Here is a 15,237-nt window from a genome sequence, read left to right as displayed (position 1 = left end):
GCCTCACACCTGATACTCGGCGAGCAATCGCTTGCTGATGATGGACTTCTGGATCTCGCTGGTTCCTTCTCCGATGAGCAGGAACGGCGCATCGCGCATCAGCCGCTCGATCTCGTATTCCTTGGAATAGCCATAGCCGCCGTGAATCCGGAAGCTCTGTTGCGTGACCTCCGAACAGTATTCGCTGGCAAGGTATTTCGCCATACCGGCGGCGACGTCGTTGCGTTCTCCCGAGTCCTTCAGGCGCGCCGCGTTGACCATCATCAGGTGTGCGGCTTCGACTTTGGTCGCCATCTCGGCCAGCTGGAACGCGATGGCCTGGTGCTCGGCAATCGGCTTGCCGAAGGTGTGGCGTTGCTGCGCATAGCGCACCGCGAGCTCGAAGGCGCGGATTCCGATGCCGCACGCTCGGGCCGACACGTTGACTCGGCCGACCTCGATGCCGTCCATCATCTGGAAAAATCCCTGTCCCGGTGTGCCACCGAGAATGTCGTCGGCGCTCGCCCGGTACCCGTCGAAGATGAGCTCGGTGGTTTCGATGCCCTTATAGCCGAGTTTGTCGATCTTGCCGGGAATCGTCAGGCCCGGCACGACTTCACCGAAACCGACCGGCTTCTCGACAAGAAACGCGGTCAGGTTGCGGTGTGGCTTGTCCGAACCTTCGTCGGTGCGCACCAGCACGGCCACGAGTGTCGACGTCGCGCCGTTGGTCAGCCACATCTTCTGGCCATCGATGCCGTAGGTGCCGTCGGAATTCCGCTTGGCCCGGGTGCGGATCGCGGCCACGTCGGAGCCCAGCTCGGGCTCCGACATCGAGAACGCGCCGCGGGATTCGCCGATCGCCATGCGTGGCAGGAACCGTTGCTTCTGCTCGTCGGTGCCATGCTGACGCAGCATGTACGCCACGATGAAGTGGGTATTGAGCACCCCGGACACGCTCATCCACCCGCGTGCCAGCTCTTCGACGCAGAGCGCGTATGTGAGCAGCGATTCCCCAAGCCCGCCGTACTCCTGCGGAATCATCAGTCCGAACAGACCCATCTCGCGCATCTGGTCGACGATTTCCTGGGGGTAGGTGTCGGCGCGCTCGAGTTCCGGCGCGTTGGGAATGACTTCCTTATCGACGAATTGCCGTACGGTAGCGATGATTTCGGTCTGAAATTCGGTCAGGCCGAGCGTCTGCGCGAGTCTGGTCATGGGCTGTCGTTCCCTATCGTGTTGTTGCTTGTCAAGCGTTGGATGTCGGCCGGGGTCAATCCCAGGCACTGCGCGAGCAGGTCGGCGGTGTCTTGTCCCAGGGTGGGTGCCGGCGCGCTGGCGGGATGGGCGCCGTCGAACGAGACCGGCATGCCGGGGGCGAAGTAGTCTCCGACACCGGGTTGATGCAGCCGCGAGAACAACGGATTCGCGGTCACTTTGGGGTGTTCCGCGGCCTCCGCGAAGGTGCGGTATCGCTCGAACAGGACGGTGGTGTTCGACAATGCCGCGGTGATCTCCTCGGCCGTGTGGTCGGCGAACCAGGTGGCGAACAGGCCGGAGAGCGCGTCACGGTACCGGTATCGGTCCCCCTCGGCGGCGAAGTCCATCCCCAGCGCCTCTGCTAGCGCCGACACCGCGGCACCGGTGCCCGTCGTCTCGACCAGGTCGCGAAAGTGCCTGCCAGTCAAGGTCACAACCATGAATGCCACACCGTCACGACTGGTGAAGTCCTGGCCGTATTGGCCGTAGATGGCATTGCCCAACCGCTGGCGTTGGGTCCCGTTCACCTGCGGCTCGGTCAGCAGCCCCAGATTTCCCGCGGTGGCCAGCGCGACGTCCTCGAGGGCAAGGCTGATGCGCGCACCCGTCCCGGACTGCTCGCGGCGCCGGACGGCGGTGACGACGGCCAGGGCGGCGTACAGGCCGCAGCACACATCCCAGGCGGGCAGCACATGATTGATCGGACCGGCATGATCGGCGGGTCCGGTCACGAGCGGGAATCCGAGACCGGCGTTCACGGTGTAGTCCACCCCGGTGGAACCGTCCCCACGCCCGACCAGCTGCACGTGGATGACGTCGGAACGCCTGGCGGACAGCTGATCATGGCTCAGCCAGGACAGACCGGCGGCATTGGTGACGACGATGCCGTCGCCCTCCACGATCAGCCGCTGGACCAGCTCTTGACCTTCGGCCGAGCGCAGATCGATGGTGGCTGAACGTTTTCCCTTGTTCAATCCGGTCCAGTAGATCGACGTGCCGTCCGCCGCCAGCGGCCATCGCTGGACGTCGGAGGCGCCGCCAATCGGATCGACGCGGATCACTTGGGCGCCTAGCTGACCCAGCGTCATGCCGCACAGCGGTGCGGCGACGAAGCTCGACACCTCCACCACGGTCAGGCCGCTCAGCGGCAACTCGTTCACGTCGAACCGACCCGTTCGAAGACCGCGGCAAGCCCCTGGCCGCCTCCGATGCACATGGTCTCCAACCCGTAGCGCGCCTCCCGGCGATGCAGTTCGCGCGCCAGGGACGCCAGCATCCTGCCGCCGGTGGCGCCGACCGGATGGCCCAGTGAGATGCCCGATCCGTGCACATTGGTTCGGTCGTGATCGGCGGAGCCGAAATTCCATTCCCGCATCACCGCAAGCGCCTGTGCGGCAAAGGCTTCGTTGAGTTCGATGACGTCGATGTCGGACAGTTGCAGGCCCGCCCTGCCGAGCGCAACCTCGGTCGCGGGCACCGGGCCGATGCCCATGATGTTCGGCGCCACACCCGCCAGCCCCCACGACACAATGCGGACCAACGGCGTCAGCCCGTGTTCTGCGGCCTTCTCGCGCGTGGTCACGACGCACATGGATGCCGCATCGTTCTGTCCGCTGGAATTGCCTGCGGTGACCGTCGCTTCCGGATCTTCGGCCAGCAGAACGGGTTTGAGCTTGCTCAGCGACTCGACCGATGTGTCGGCGCGCGGATGCTCGTCGGTGTCGATGAGCTCCTCGCCGTGCCGGCTGCGGACCGCGACTGGAATGATCTCCTCGGCGAAGACGCCGTCCTTCTGCGCCGCCACCGCGCGCTGGTGTGAGCGCACCGCGAGCTCGTCTTGCTCCTGGCGCGAAATGCCGTACTGGCGACGCAGATTCTCGGCCGTTTCCAGCATCCCGCCCGGAACCGGGTGGTGCCGGCCGCCGGCCGTGGTGCGTCCCCGAGCCAGTCCGTCATGCACTCGAACACCGCCGCGGGCGCCACCCCACCGCATGTCGGTGGAATAGAACGCGACGTTGCTCATGCTTTCGCATCCACCGGCGACGACGAGATCGTGGTCACCGTTGGCCACCTGCAGACACGCTTGGATCACCGCCTGCAGGCCGGACCCGCAGCGGCGGTCGACCTGCATGCCGGGAACCGTCACGGGCAGACCGGAATCCAATGCCACCACTCGCCCGATCGCGGGCGCCTCGCTGCTCGGATAGCAGTGCCCGAGGATGACGTCTTGCACGGCGTCCGGCGCAAGCCCGGTTCGTTCGAGTAGCCCTTTCAGCGCGGCGACACCGAGTTCGACCGCGGTCTGCGACTTGAACATTCCGCCGTAGCGGCCGATCGGTGTGCGTACCGGCTCACAAATAACCGCTTCACGCATGGCTATCCTTTCGCGGCAGAGCTCAGATGTGCCGGCCGCCGGTGACTTCCATGACGGTGCCGGTCATATACGAGGACAAATCGGAGGCCAGGAACAAGGCGACGCTGGCGACCTCGCTGGGCTCACCCGCCCGGCCCATTGGAACCTCGGCCTCCTTCTGGTCCCAAATGCGTTGCGGCATGGCCTCTGTCATGGCCGAGCGAATCAAGCCGGGGGCGATGACGTTCACCCGGACCCCCAGATAGGCGAGTTCCTTGGCGGCGGCCTTGGTCATCCCGACGATGCCGGCCTTGGCCGCGGAATAGTTGGTCTGGCCGATCATGCCGACCTTGCCGGACACCGACGACATGTTGATGATCGCGCCGCGCTTGTTTTCCCGCATGATCGCGGCCGCCAGACGGATGCCGTTCCAGGTTCCCTTCAGGTGCACGTCGATGACCTGATCGAATTGTTCTTCGGTCATCTTGCGCATCGTCGCGTCGCGGGTGATCCCGGCGTTGTTGACCATGATGTCGAGGCCGCCGAAACGTTCGACCGCGGTCTGGATGAGGCCCTCGACGTCGGCCGCTTGCGTCACATCGCACCGGACCGCCAGGGCAATGTCGTCACCGCCCAGCTGCTTGGCGGCGGTTTCGGTCGCCTCGAGATTCACGTCTCCGAGCACGACGCGTGCGCCTTCGGCGACGAATCGCTCCGCGATAGCGAAACCGAGACCCTGTGCACCACCCGTGACCACCGCGGCCTGACCGCTGAGCAACGACACTGAAGACCACTCATCCTTAATCGCGTTCTTGCTCCCAGGGGGACCCCTGAGATCCGAATATCATATTTCATATAGGATCCTGTCCCGGGAGCTGGGGTACCCAATTCGAGGAAAAGGAGCGTCTGCGCATGACCGTCGCGGGAGTCCACGAAGAGCCCGAAGTCTGTGCCGAGGACTTCCAGGCGATCCTCGAGGCGACCCGGCACTTCGTCCGCACCGCGGTGATCCCGCGCGAGCAGGAGATCCTGACCGACGACCGGGTGCCTGACGATCTGCGCGAGCAGGCCAAGACGATGGGTTTGTTCGGGTATGCGATTCCTCAACAGTGGGGCGGCCTTGGGCTCAACCTTGTCCAAGACGTCGAGCTGGCAATGGAATTGGGCTACACCTCGCTGGCGCTGCGGTCGATGTTCGGCACCAACAACGGCATCGCCGGGCAGGTTCTCGTCGGCTTCGGCACCGACGAGCAGAAGAAGCGCTGGCTCGAGCCGATGGCATCGGGCGACGTCGTCGCCTCCTTCGCGCTGACCGAGCCTGGCGCCGGATCCAACCCCGCGGGCCTGCGAACCAAGGCCGTTCGTGACGGCGGCGATTGGGTGATCTCCGGGCAGAAACGCTTCATCACTAACGCGCCCGTGGCCAACCTCTTCGTGGTGTTCGCGCGCACGCGCCCGGCCGACGACCAAGGCCCGGGGATCGCCGTCTTCCTGGTTCCGGCGGACGCCGCGGGTGTCGAGGTCGGCGCCAAGGACGCCAAGATGGGCCAAGAAGGCGCGTGGACCGCCGATGTCAGCTTCGACGACGTCCGACTCGGGACCGACGCGCTGATCGGGGGCAGCGAAGACATCGGTTATCGGGCGGCGATGACCTCCTTGGCGCGCGGCCGGGTGCATATCGCCGCGCTCGCGGTGGGAGCCGCGCAACGGGCTCTCGACGAATCGGTGTCCTATGCCGCCACCGCGACGCAGGGCGGGACGCCGATCGGAAGCTTCCAGTTGGTGCAGGCGATGATCGCCGACCAACAGACCGGGGTGCTGGCCGGTCGGGCGCTGGTCCGCGACGCGGCCCGGCTGTGGGTCACCAACGAGGACCGCCGGGTCGCGCCGTCGGCCGCGAAGCTGTTCTGCACCGAAATGGCCGGCAAGGTAGCGGATCTCGCGGTGCAGATTCACGGCGGCAGCGGCTACATGCATGGCGTGCCCGTCGAAAGGATCTACCGCGACGTGCGGCTACTGCGGCTCTATGAGGGCACCAGCGAGATACAGCGTCTGATCATCGGGTCGAACCTGGTCAAGGCGGCGCAGCAATGACCGGCAGACTCGAAGGCAAGGTTGCGTTCATCACCGGGGCCGCGCGCGGGCAAGGGCGGGCGCACGCCGTCCGCATGGCCGAGGAGGGTGCCGACATCATCGCGGTCGACATCGCCGGCAAGCTCCCGTCCTGCGTGCCCTACCCGCCGGCGACCGAGGAGGACCTCGCCGAAACGGCTCGGCTGGTTGAAGAAACGGGTCGCCGGATTGTGACGTCGGTTGTTGACACTCGCGATTTCGACGGACTGCGCAAGGCGGTCGACGACGGGGTCGCCGCACTGGGGCGCCTGGACATCATCGTGGCCAACGCCGGGATCGCGGCCCCGCAGGCGTGGAACCACATCACGCCGGAATCCTTTAGCGACGTGATGGATGTCAACGTGCTTGGCACCTGGAACACCGTGATGGCCGGTGCGGACAAGATCATCGAAGGCGGCCGCGGTGGCTCGATCATCCTGATCAGTTCGGCGGCCGGAGCGAAAATGCAGCCGTTCATGGTGCACTACACCGCTAGCAAGCACGCCGTCACCGGCCTGGCCCGCGCCTTTGCCGCCGAATTGGGCAAGCATTCGATCCGGGTCAACAGCGTTCACCCGGGACCGGTGAACACCCCCATGGGATCGATCGAAATGGTGGAGGCGATAGGCAAAGCCATGGAAACCAATCCGCAGCTGAACCACGTCCTCACCCCGTTTCTGCCCGACTGGGTCGCCGAGCCGGAGGAGATCGCCGACGCCGTGTGCTGGCTGGCCAGCGACGAGTCACGCAAGGTGACCGCGGCGCAGATCCGGGTGGACCAGGGCTCCACGCAGTATTGATTGCGCCGCGCTCAGCTCAGCGCAGCAATTCCAGCGTCCCGAGGTCGCGGATGGCTTGGCAGCCGCGGCTGAGCATGGCCAGCACCATATCGTCGCCCCGCTCGGTGGCGGCCGCGAACGCGAACCCCAGGGCCGAGATCAGCGGCGCCTGCAGCACCCCGAGCCGGTAGTCCCGCCAACATATTTCGCGGTCGTAGTCGGTGACGCCGCAACCTGTTAACGCCCGGTGATAGTCGGCAACAAGCCCTTCCTCGATGCTGGCGCGCAGTCGCGAATTCAAGCTTGTCGCGGTGAAATAGGCGAGATCCCTGGCCGGCAGGCCCACGCCGAGCGTCTGCCAGTCGACCACGCTGACCCGCGTTCGGTCCGGATCGAACAGCATGTTGTCCAGGCGATAGTCCCCGTGCAACAGGGCAAATCGGTCATACTCGGCCAGCAGCCACGGTTCCACCAAACCCATTGCGGTGCGGAATGTTTCGCGGTCTTCCGCGCTCATTCGATCGCCGAGCTTCTCGATGGTGATGTCGGCGCTCATCCGCGCCACCTCGCCCATGCCGCTGGCGCCGGCCTCGTCGGGCCGCCCAAACGCGATGCCCGGAAAATCCAGCCAGACCGGGTCGCACCAGCTCGGCGCGTGCAGGCCGGCCAGAGCGTTGGCCGCGAGGCGCGCTTCTTGTTCACCGCAGCCGGCGAGCTGACCACCCTGAACCGCCGGCGCTTGATCGGCCAGCAGCAAGGCGAAATCCATTGCATCTTCCGTGATCTCGCAGTAGAAGCACTGCGGCGTCGGCACCTGGACCCGATCAGCCACGGACGAGTAGAACGCGCACTCGCTGCGATAGCCGACGACCACGCGGTCACGGACGGTGTCGTCCTGGGCGGGCAGTTTGATCACATAGGTCTGCGGCAGATCACCCGGATCCGTCGCGTATCCGGCCGTCACGCGGTAGGTCGCGCCGGTCTGGCCGGTGCCGATCGCAACGACGTCGACGTGCGACACCTCGACGGTCGGATGGCGCTCGCGAAGCACGGCCGACAGCCACTCGGGCGTCACGTCGCCGGGATACCGCGGAATGGACACCACAGCGCTCATAGGCAGCACGCCTCCGTTATCGAGACCGTCGATGGACGGCTCAACTGTAAGGCATACGGCAAGGGCAGCGGTCGAGGGCCGCTCCGGTCAGGAAGGATCCGCCGTTGGGGGGCCTCCGGCGACGCCAGCGTCCGACTTGTCTCCACGGCGGGTGCCCATCGCTCGCCCGGCTGTCCAGTAGGCCTGGGCGTGGATCTCGGACTTGCGCAGACCGAACTCGTCACGCAGCCGCCGTCGAACGTGCTTGAGGGTCGCGGCCTCGGGCGTCGCCCACACGTACCACCCCGACCAGTCGCGGCCCTCGATCGCCGCAGCCAACGACCGCTCGTCGCCGCGAGCGACCCAATGCACCCGCAGCCGAGGGTGTTTCGCGAGCGGGATCAGCGCGTCGTCGTCGTCATGACGCTCGAGGTACATCTCGATCGGGACATCGTCGGGGACGGTTTCGACGATCCCATTCATCCCGGGGATCGATGCCGAGTCACCGATCAGCAGGTAGCCGGCCGGCGGCTCGTCGGGAACAGCGAAGCGCGACGAGCCCATCAGGCACATGACCGCGATCGTCGTGCCGGGTTCGACGGACCTCGCCCACAACGATGCCGGGCCGGCCGGCTCGTGCAGCACGACGTCGACGGCGAACCGGCCCGTGGCGACGTCCGCCTCGGAGATCGTGTATGCGCGCTGGAACTCTGTTTTCGACCCGTCCGGGTCGGGAAACCAGAACCGCAACCACGCCGCGGGTTCGACCTTCGCGTCCTGGAACAGCGTCGGTGACTCCATCCGCACCCGCACGAAATGCGGTGCAATGCGGACGGTTTCGACCACCGTCGCGGTGTGGTCGCGCGCGCCGAAACCCCGCAAGATCACGCCCTGCAATCCGCGTCCCATCAGCGGTCCTCTCCCGTGGCGGCGCGTTCCGCCACCCCTTCGGCTAGTAGTTGCCCCTAAACTAAGGGTTGCCTAACCAAAGGTCAACTCTGGGGTACCTGCGGTCAGTGTGCTACGCGGGCGCGGCGTGCGCGGTTTGGGCCGGTTGCCAGGTCGGGAGCCGACCGTTCTCCGTCGTGCGCAAGGGGGGACTCGAACCCCCACGTCCGAAGACACTGGAACCTAAATCCAGCGCGTCTACCAATTCCGCCACTCGCGCGTAGGCGTTCCACAGACTACCGCGCGGTACCTTCAAGGGGTGTCCACTACAAGGCGTCGCAGGCCCGCGCTGATCATTTTGGTGATCGTCGCGGCCTGCGGCTGCCTGGCCCTGGGCTGGTGGCAGTGGACCCGGTTTCAGTCCGCCTCGGGTAGCTTCCAAAACCTCGGCTATGCGCTGCAGTGGCCGTTGTTCGCATGGTTCTGCGTCTACGCGTACCGCAAGTTCGTTCGCTATGAGGAGGCGCCGCCGGAGCCGCGCAAGGACGGCGCCGTCACCGAGATACCCGCCGGGCTGCTGCCCGAGCGCCCCAAGCCCACGCAACAACCACCCGACGATCCCGCGCTGCGGGAGTACAACGCCTATTTGGCAGAGCTCGCCAAGAACGACGCCGAAAAGCAGAACAGGACAACCGCATGACCACACCCGAGACGCCCGGTGCGCCAGCCTTCCCCGTCGAGAAGATCCGCACCGCGTTGTTCGGCTACCGGATCATGGCGTGGACGACGGGTATCTGGCTGATCGCCCTGTGCTACGAGATCGTCTCGCATCTCGTGTTTCACCACGAGATCCGGTGGATCGAAGTGGTGCACGGCTGGGTGTATTTCGTCTACGTGCTGGCGGCGTTCAATCTGGCGGTCAAGGTCCGCTGGCCGATCGCCAAGACCATCGGCGTGCTGCTGTCCGGCACCATCCCCCTGCTCGGGATCATCGTCGAGCACTTCCAGACCAAGGACGTCAAGGCGCGCTTCGGCATTTAGCAACCGCATTTCCCGCCGAGCGTGCGGCTGGCTTCACGCTCGAGGCCGAACGTGCGGCCAGCTTCACGTTCGTGGTGCCGCCAAGCCCCGCAGCGCCGGCACCAACAACGCCAGCGCGCGACCGCGATGCGAGACCGCATCCTTCTCGGCGGGGCTGAGTTGCGCTGCGGTGCGGTCGCTTCCGTCGGGAATGAAGACGGGGTCGTAGCCGAACCCGCCGTCGCCGCGCGGCTCGCGGGCGATGGTGCCGGGCCACTCGCCGCGGACGACGACTTCGCCGGATGACGAGACCAGCGCGCAGGCCGACACGAAGGCCGCGCTGCGCCGTTCGTCGGGCACATCGCGCAGCTGCGCCAGGAGCAGCGCGGTGTTGGCGGCGTCGTCGCCGTGTTTACCCGACCAACGCGCTGACAGCACGCCCGGCATCCCGCGCATAGCGGCCACCTCCAAACCGGAATCGTCGGCCACACTCGCAAAACCGGTCGCGGCGAACGCATCCCGCGCCTTGGCCAATGCGTTGTCCTCGAAGGTCGCACCGGTTTCGGGCGCTTCGTCGAACGGCTCCACGTCGTTCAGCGACAGCAACGTCAACCCCGACAGCCCAGCGCCGTCCAGCACCCGGCGCAGCTCGGCCAGCTTCTTGGGGTTGCGGCTGGCAACCAGCAGCCGGGTCATGACCTATTCCTAACCACGCGTCTGGGCCGTTGCCGATGCACCCCGGCCACCTTACGGACTGCGAGATACGGGTCGGCGACACGCTGCGCAAGGAATAGACAGGGCGACGAAGTAGCTTCGTCCAGAGTGAGTCAAAAACCCGACACCGAGACGCTAAAGGCGCTCAATAACAACATCACCGACGAGTTTCGCGCCAATGCCGGCAAGGTCGGCGGACGATTCGAGGGCAACGAGCTGCTGCTACTCACTACGAAGGGCGCGAAGTCCGGCGAGCCGCGCGTCGCGCCGCTGGTGGTATTCCGTATCGACGGCAAGCTGCTGATCGTGGCGGGTTACGGTGGCGCCGACGTCAACCCGGGGTGGGTGCACAACCTGCGAGCCAACCCGCGGGCGCGCGTCGAAGTCGCCACCGACTCGTTCGACGTCGTCGCGCACGAGCTCGACTCGTCCGAACGCCAGGCGATCATCCCCAAGATCAACGCGACCGTACCCGCGTTCGCGTACGCGAACTACCAGTCAAAAACCACACGCACAATCCCAATATTCGAGCTGCAGAAGGACGAGTCATGACGGACCGGAAGGGGCAGTTAGGCCAACGCCAGGGTGGCGACCAGCAGATGGGTCAGCTTCCGAACGCCTTCGGCGGTGGCGCCCCCTCGGGCAACACACCCGGGTACGGCCGCTCCAATGCCTCCCGCTGCGCCGCGAACAAGGTGTCGCAGGCGCCGAGCGCCATGTCGAGCAGCTTGTCCAGCGTCGAACGGGGAAACGTCGCGCCCTCACCTGTCCCCTGAACCTCGACCAGGGTCCCGGTGTCGGTGGCCACGACATTCATGTCCACCTCGGCGCGCGCGTCCTCCTCGTACGGCAGGTCGACTCGAATCCTGCCGTCGACCACGCCGACGGAGACCGCCGCGATGGCGCACGACAATGGCCGGGGATCGGAGAGCTTTCCCGCCGCCGAAAGATAAGTCACCGCGTCGGCCAGCGCCACGTAGGCACCCGTGATGGCCGCGGTGCGGGTGCCGCCGTCGGCCTGTAACACGTCGCAGTCCACTGCAATCGTGTTCTCCCCCAACGCCGCCAGGTCGATGCACGCCCGCAGCGACCGGCCGACCAGCCGGCTGATCTCCTGGGTGCGCCCGGACAGGCGGCCGCGCACCGATTCGCGATCGGAACGAGTGTGGGTGGCCGACGGCAACATCGCGTACTCCGCGGTCAGCCATCCCAGGCCCGACCCCTTGCGCCAGCGCGGCACGCCCTCGGTGACGCTGGCTGTGCACATGACTTTGGTGTTACCGAATTCGATCAGTACCGAGCCCGCCGGGTGTTCGGTGAACCCGCGGGTGATGACGACGGGGCGCAGCTCGTCGTCGAGGCGACCGTCTTCTCGTTTGGACACGACGCCAACCCTAACCGGTTGACTCAGACCCTTTCAGAGCGGCGGACGTCGAATGTCTCACCGCATACCACCGCATGCACTGGGCCGTCGAACTCGGCCTTGGCCTCGCTGATCACGTCCTCGCGCGACGTCCACGGCGGGATGTGAGTCAGCAGCAGCTCGCGAACACCGGCCTGTGCCGCGGCCCTACCGGCCTCGGTGCCCGAGAGGTGCAGAGCGGGTGGACGGTCGTGCGCGTGCGTCCAGGACGCCTCGCAAAGGAAGACGTCGGCGTCGCGGGCCAGCTCGACGAGCTGATCGCACGTACCCGTGTCACCGCTGTAGACGAACGAGGCGCCGCTGGGATCGGTCACCCGCAAGCCGTAGGACTCGGTCGGATGAGCCACCACCCGCGGTGTCACGGTGAGCGCGCCGAACGTCACCGGCTCACCGTCGACCCAGTGGTGGACGTCGAAGATGTCGGAGCAATCGTCGATCTCCCCGCCATAGGGTGACGACGCGGCCCCCAACCGTGACCACGTGTCGCTCGGGCCGTACAGCAACGCCTTGCCGAGCGGGCGCGACGGGTGGTAGCGGCGCCACACGAACAACCCCGGCATGTCCAGACAGTGGTCCGCGTGCAGATGGGACAAGAGCACATGCACCGAGCCGGGGTCCATGTACCGCTGGAGCGCGCCGAGGACACCCCCGCCGAAGTCGAGAACCAATGGCGGGGTATCCGGAGCCCGAAGCAGATAACCCGATGCAGGCGAATCCGGACCGACCACGCTGCCCGAGCAGCCGAGCACGGTTATTCGCACGGACACTACTGTGCCATGCCCGATCGCAGCGTGGAGAAAACATTGCCGCATTGATGTGATCAGAATCTCAACGCGCGCTTGCGCAGCTAGGCCGGGCTAGTCGATACGGGAGCGGCGTACGGGTTGGACGCCCGTCACTGCGGGACCCAGGAACCGCGCGGCCAGTTTGGTGAACGCCTCGGGGTCGCCGGTGGACTCGAAGACCCGGGTGGCCGGCGGCGCGTCATGTGGCCGCAGCAGGTCCCGCTCGGTGAGCACCCGTAGCACTTCCTTGGCGGTTTCCTCCGCACTCGAAACCAGCGTCACGTTCTCGCCCATCGCCAGCTGGATCAGCCCGGACAGCAGCGGATAGTGGGTGCATCCCAGCACCAGGGTGTCGACCTGCGCGCGCTGCAAGGGCTCCAGATAGCCCTCGGCCAGCCCGAGGACCTGACGCCCGCTGGTGACGCCGCGCTCAACGAAGTCGACGAACCGCGGGCAGGCCACCGCGGTGATCTCGGTGTCGCGGGCGGCGGCGAACGCGTCCTGGTAGGCGTGCGATGCGATGGTCGCCTGGGTGCCGATGACGCCGATGCGGCCATTGCGGGTGGCGGTGACCGCGCGGCGCACCGCGGGCAGGATCACCTCGATGACCGGCACGTCGTAGCGCTCGCGGGCGTCCCGCAGGCACGCCGCGGACGCCGTGTTGCACGCGATCACCAGGGCCTTGACGCCGCGGCCGACGAGATCGTCACCGATGGCCAGCGCGTGCGCGCGAACCTCGGGGATGGTTAGCGGGCCGTAGGGACCGTTGCCGGTGTCGCCGACGTAAATCATGTCCTCGTCGGGCAGCTGGTCGATGATGGCCCGCGCGACCGTCAAACCCCCGACGCCGGAGTCGAAGACCCCGACGGGCGCTAATGGCGAGCTCATGTCTTGGGGCGCCGCGAACCGGCTCTCCTCGAGGCGCGGGCCTTACGCTCCGGACCCGACAGGACGTAGGCCGCCAGGATTCCGGCCAGCGCGCCACACAGGTGCCCCTGCCACGACACACCGCCGCATTTGTCGAGCACCGGCACGGCGCTGACCAAGATGCCGCCGTAGGCGAAGAGCACCACCAAACCGGTGACGATGTCCCAGAATCGACGCACGAATATGCCGAAGACCAGCAAGAACGTCAGCCAGCCGAAGATCAGGCCGGAGGCCCCGATGTGGTCGGACTCGAAGCGGCAGCCGCCCCAGTTGCCGATCAACCAGGTGCCGAAGCCGCCGACGATCCACACGATCGCGGTGGCCCACACGAACCGGGACAGGCCGGCCAGCGTCATCAGGAACCCGAGCACCAACGCGGGGACGGTGTTGGCCAGCAGGTGCGTCCAGCTCGCGTGCAGGAACGGCGCCCAGATGATCCCCCACAGCCCGTCGGCTTCCAGCGGCCTGATGCCGTTGCGGTCGAGCGAATGGTGCATCAGCTGATCGATCAGCTCGATGACGTACAGCAAAGCCACGAACGTGACGATCGTGGCGCCGCCCACCATCCAGTCGGGCCGCTTCTTGGAACCCGTCGCCGGTGTTCGGTTCCCGGCCGGGCCGGTCATGCCCATAGCTGCCCTTCCAGAGCGTTTTTGGCATCGTCCAGGCTACCGGCATAGGCGCCGGTGGACAGATACTTCCAGCCGGCGTCGGCCACCACGAAGGCGATGTCGGCACACGCACCCTCGTTGAGCTCCTTTCGGGCGATGCCCAGCGCGGCGTGCAGCACCGCGCCGGTCGAGATGCCCGCAAAGATTCCTTCGGAGTCCACCAGCTCGCGGGTGCGACGGATCGCGTCGGCTGCGCCGACCGAGTAGCGGGTGGTCAGTACGTCGGGGTCATAGAGTTCGGGCACGAATCCCTCGTCGATGTTGCGCAGCGCGTACACGCCTTCGCCGTAGCGGGGTTCGGCGGCCACGATCTTGACGTCGGGAACGCGCTCGCGCAGGAACCGCCCGGTGCCCATCAGGGTGCCGGTGGTGCCCAGGCCCGCGACGAAGTGGGTGATCTCGGGCAGGTCGGCCAGCAGCTCGGGCCCGGTGCCGCGGTAGTGCGAGTCGGTGTTGGCGGGGTTGCCGTACTGATAGAGCATCACCCACGACGGGTTGGCCGCGGCCAGCTCCTTGGCGGTCGCCACCGCGGTGTTCGACCCGCCCTCGGCCGGCGAGAAGATGATCCGCGCGCCGTAGAGCTCGAGCAGCTGACGCCGTTCGACGGACGTGTTCTCGGGCATCACGCAGATGAGCTGGTAGCCCTTGAGCCGGGCCGCCATCGCTAGCGAGATGCCGGTGTTGCCGCTGGTGGGCTCGAGGATCGTCGCGCCGGGCGCCAGCAGCCCGTCCGCTTCGGCCTGTTCGATCATCCGCAGCGCCGGGCGGTCCTTGATCGAGCCGGTCGGGTTCCGGTCCTCGAGCTTGGCCCACAGCCGCACGTGCGGCCCGTCCGGCCCGTCGCTCCAGCGCGGTGAGAGCCGCGACAGGCCGACCAGCGGCGTGTTGCCCAGGGCGGCCAGCAGCGAGTCGTAACGCGTCATGCGCCCCGCTTACCCGCCCGCCACCGCGGGCAGGATGGTCACCGAGTCGCCGTCGGCGACCGTGGTGTCCAGGCCGCCGGAGAACCGCACGTCCTCGTCGTTGACGTAGATGTTGACGAAGCGGTGCAGCTTGCCTGGATTGTCGGAGTCGATCAGCCGCTCGGAGATGCCGGAGTAGTTGGCTTCCAGGTCGCTGATGATCGCGCCCAGCGTGGCACCGCTCGCCGAGACGCGCTTCTCGCCGCCGGTGTGCGGCCGGAGGATGGTCGGGATGGACACGGTGACGCTCATGCGGGCCTTTCTCGGACTG

17 protein-coding genes, 1 tRNA gene and 1 pseudogene are annotated in these 15,237 nt (G+C 66.7%); 5 read left to right on the top strand and 14 right to left on the bottom strand.

Annotation, left to right across the window (positions count from 1 at the left end; genetic code table 11):
- Positions 1–3: 3 nt before the first annotated feature.
- From ACQI5H_RS12600 to fabG, 4 genes are read right to left on the bottom strand one after another with little or no spacing between them, the layout of a single operon-like run.
- A complete protein-coding gene (locus ACQI5H_RS12600; protein ID WP_427079694.1) occupies positions 4–1,197 on the bottom strand; it encodes an acyl-CoA dehydrogenase family protein in 1,194 nt (397 codons plus the stop codon).
- Positions 1,194–2,399, bottom strand: coding sequence for a CoA transferase (locus tag ACQI5H_RS12595; protein WP_427079693.1), 1,206 nt, complete (start codon positions 2,397–2,399; stop codon positions 1,194–1,196). The genes ACQI5H_RS12600 and ACQI5H_RS12595 overlap by 4 nt, the downstream gene beginning before the upstream one ends.
- Complete coding sequence (locus ACQI5H_RS12590; protein WP_427079692.1) at positions 2,396–3,613, bottom strand: acetyl-CoA C-acetyltransferase; 1,218 nt, start codon at positions 3,611–3,613, stop codon at positions 2,396–2,398. The genes ACQI5H_RS12595 and ACQI5H_RS12590 overlap by 4 nt, the downstream gene beginning before the upstream one ends.
- A 22-nt stretch (positions 3,614–3,635) precedes the next feature.
- Positions 3,636–4,397, bottom strand: a complete 762-nt coding sequence (fabG, locus tag ACQI5H_RS12585) for a 3-oxoacyl-ACP reductase FabG (RefSeq protein WP_427079807.1) — start codon at positions 4,395–4,397, stop codon at positions 3,636–3,638.
- Positions 4,398–4,504: 107 nt separating this feature from the next.
- Here fabG and ACQI5H_RS12580 point away from each other — a divergent pair, with 107 nt between their 5' ends.
- Together ACQI5H_RS12580 and ACQI5H_RS12575 are read left to right on the top strand one after the other, a co-directional pair.
- A complete protein-coding gene (locus ACQI5H_RS12580) occupies positions 4,505–5,686 on the top strand; it encodes an acyl-CoA dehydrogenase family protein (RefSeq protein ID WP_427079691.1) in 1,182 nt (393 codons plus the stop codon).
- On the top strand, positions 5,683–6,504 hold the full coding sequence (locus ACQI5H_RS12575) for a mycofactocin-coupled SDR family oxidoreductase (protein WP_427079690.1): 822 nt from the start codon (positions 5,683–5,685) through the stop codon (positions 6,502–6,504). The genes ACQI5H_RS12580 and ACQI5H_RS12575 overlap by 4 nt, the downstream gene beginning before the upstream one ends.
- 16 nt (positions 6,505–6,520) lie before the next feature.
- Here ACQI5H_RS12575 and ACQI5H_RS12570 read toward each other — a convergent pair whose 3' ends face one another.
- The 3 genes and pseudogenes from ACQI5H_RS12570 to ACQI5H_RS12560 all read right to left on the bottom strand — a co-directional run bounded on the left by ACQI5H_RS12570 (position 6,521) and on the right by ACQI5H_RS12560 (position 8,744).
- Positions 6,521–7,597 carry a phosphotransferase family protein gene (locus ACQI5H_RS12570; RefSeq protein WP_427079689.1) on the bottom strand — a complete coding sequence of 359 codons (1,077 nt, stop codon included), beginning with the start codon at positions 7,595–7,597 and terminating at the stop codon, positions 6,521–6,523.
- Positions 7,598–7,741: 144 nt separating this feature from the next.
- Positions 7,742–8,485, bottom strand: a pseudogene (locus tag ACQI5H_RS12565) (siderophore-interacting protein); the annotation flags it as partial.
- A gap of 177 nt (positions 8,486–8,662) precedes the next feature.
- Positions 8,663–8,744 (bottom strand) — tRNA-Leu (locus tag ACQI5H_RS12560).
- 39 nt (positions 8,745–8,783) lie between these two features.
- Here ACQI5H_RS12560 and ACQI5H_RS12555 point away from each other — a divergent pair.
- The gene (locus ACQI5H_RS12555; protein WP_427079688.1) at positions 8,784–9,164 is read left to right on the top strand and encodes a hypothetical protein; all 381 of its coding nucleotides are present in this window, start codon (positions 8,784–8,786) and stop codon (positions 9,162–9,164) included.
- A complete protein-coding gene (locus tag ACQI5H_RS12550; RefSeq protein WP_076060337.1) occupies positions 9,161–9,505 on the top strand; it encodes a DUF3817 domain-containing protein in 345 nt (114 codons plus the stop codon). The genes ACQI5H_RS12555 and ACQI5H_RS12550 overlap by 4 nt, the downstream gene beginning before the upstream one ends.
- A 63-nt stretch (positions 9,506–9,568) precedes the next feature.
- Here the strand turns inward: ACQI5H_RS12550 and rdgB are convergent, their stop codons facing one another.
- On the bottom strand, positions 9,569–10,180 hold the full coding sequence (rdgB, locus tag ACQI5H_RS12545) for an RdgB/HAM1 family non-canonical purine NTP pyrophosphatase (RefSeq protein WP_427079687.1): 612 nt from the start codon (positions 10,178–10,180) through the stop codon (positions 9,569–9,571).
- 126 nt (positions 10,181–10,306) lie between these two features.
- On the opposite strand from rdgB, the gene ACQI5H_RS12540 reads away from it, so the two are divergent.
- Positions 10,307–10,750: a nitroreductase family deazaflavin-dependent oxidoreductase gene (locus tag ACQI5H_RS12540; protein WP_427079686.1), complete on the top strand. Its 444-nt coding sequence runs from the start codon at positions 10,307–10,309 to the stop codon at positions 10,748–10,750.
- A gap of 52 nt (positions 10,751–10,802) precedes the next feature.
- Here ACQI5H_RS12540 and rph read toward each other — a convergent pair whose 3' ends face one another.
- The 6 genes from rph to ACQI5H_RS12510 form a co-directional block, all read right to left on the bottom strand.
- On the bottom strand, positions 10,803–11,582 hold the full coding sequence (gene rph, locus ACQI5H_RS12535; RefSeq protein WP_427079685.1) for a ribonuclease PH: 780 nt from the start codon (positions 11,580–11,582) through the stop codon (positions 10,803–10,805).
- A 23-nt stretch (positions 11,583–11,605) separates the two neighbouring features.
- Positions 11,606–12,388 (bottom strand): cyclic nucleotide-degrading phosphodiesterase, encoded by a 783-nt coding sequence (locus ACQI5H_RS12530; protein WP_427079684.1) that lies wholly within the window; start codon positions 12,386–12,388, stop codon positions 11,606–11,608.
- Between the two features lie 90 nt (positions 12,389–12,478).
- Positions 12,479–13,294 (bottom strand): glutamate racemase, encoded by an 816-nt coding sequence (gene murI, locus ACQI5H_RS12525; RefSeq protein WP_427079683.1) that lies wholly within the window; start codon positions 13,292–13,294, stop codon positions 12,479–12,481.
- A complete protein-coding gene (locus tag ACQI5H_RS12520) occupies positions 13,291–13,965 on the bottom strand; it encodes a rhomboid family intramembrane serine protease (RefSeq protein ID WP_427079682.1) in 675 nt (224 codons plus the stop codon). The genes murI and ACQI5H_RS12520 overlap by 4 nt, the downstream gene beginning before the upstream one ends.
- Positions 13,956–14,927, bottom strand: coding sequence for a cysteine synthase (locus tag ACQI5H_RS12515; RefSeq protein ID WP_427079681.1), 972 nt, complete (start codon positions 14,925–14,927; stop codon positions 13,956–13,958). The genes ACQI5H_RS12520 and ACQI5H_RS12515 overlap by 10 nt, the downstream gene beginning before the upstream one ends.
- Before the next feature lie 9 nt (positions 14,928–14,936).
- Positions 14,937–15,218 (bottom strand): MoaD/ThiS family protein, encoded by a 282-nt coding sequence (locus ACQI5H_RS12510; protein WP_427079680.1) that lies wholly within the window; start codon positions 15,216–15,218, stop codon positions 14,937–14,939.
- Positions 15,219–15,237 lie beyond the last annotated feature (19 nt).

Origin of the sequence: Mycobacterium heidelbergense, from assembly GCF_050205645.1 — a bacterium.
Classification (GTDB): Bacteria; Actinomycetota; Actinomycetes; order Mycobacteriales; family Mycobacteriaceae; genus Mycobacterium; species Mycobacterium heidelbergense_A.
Note: the sequence above shows the minus strand (reverse complement) of the source record. Positions and strands in the feature narration are given on the sequence as shown.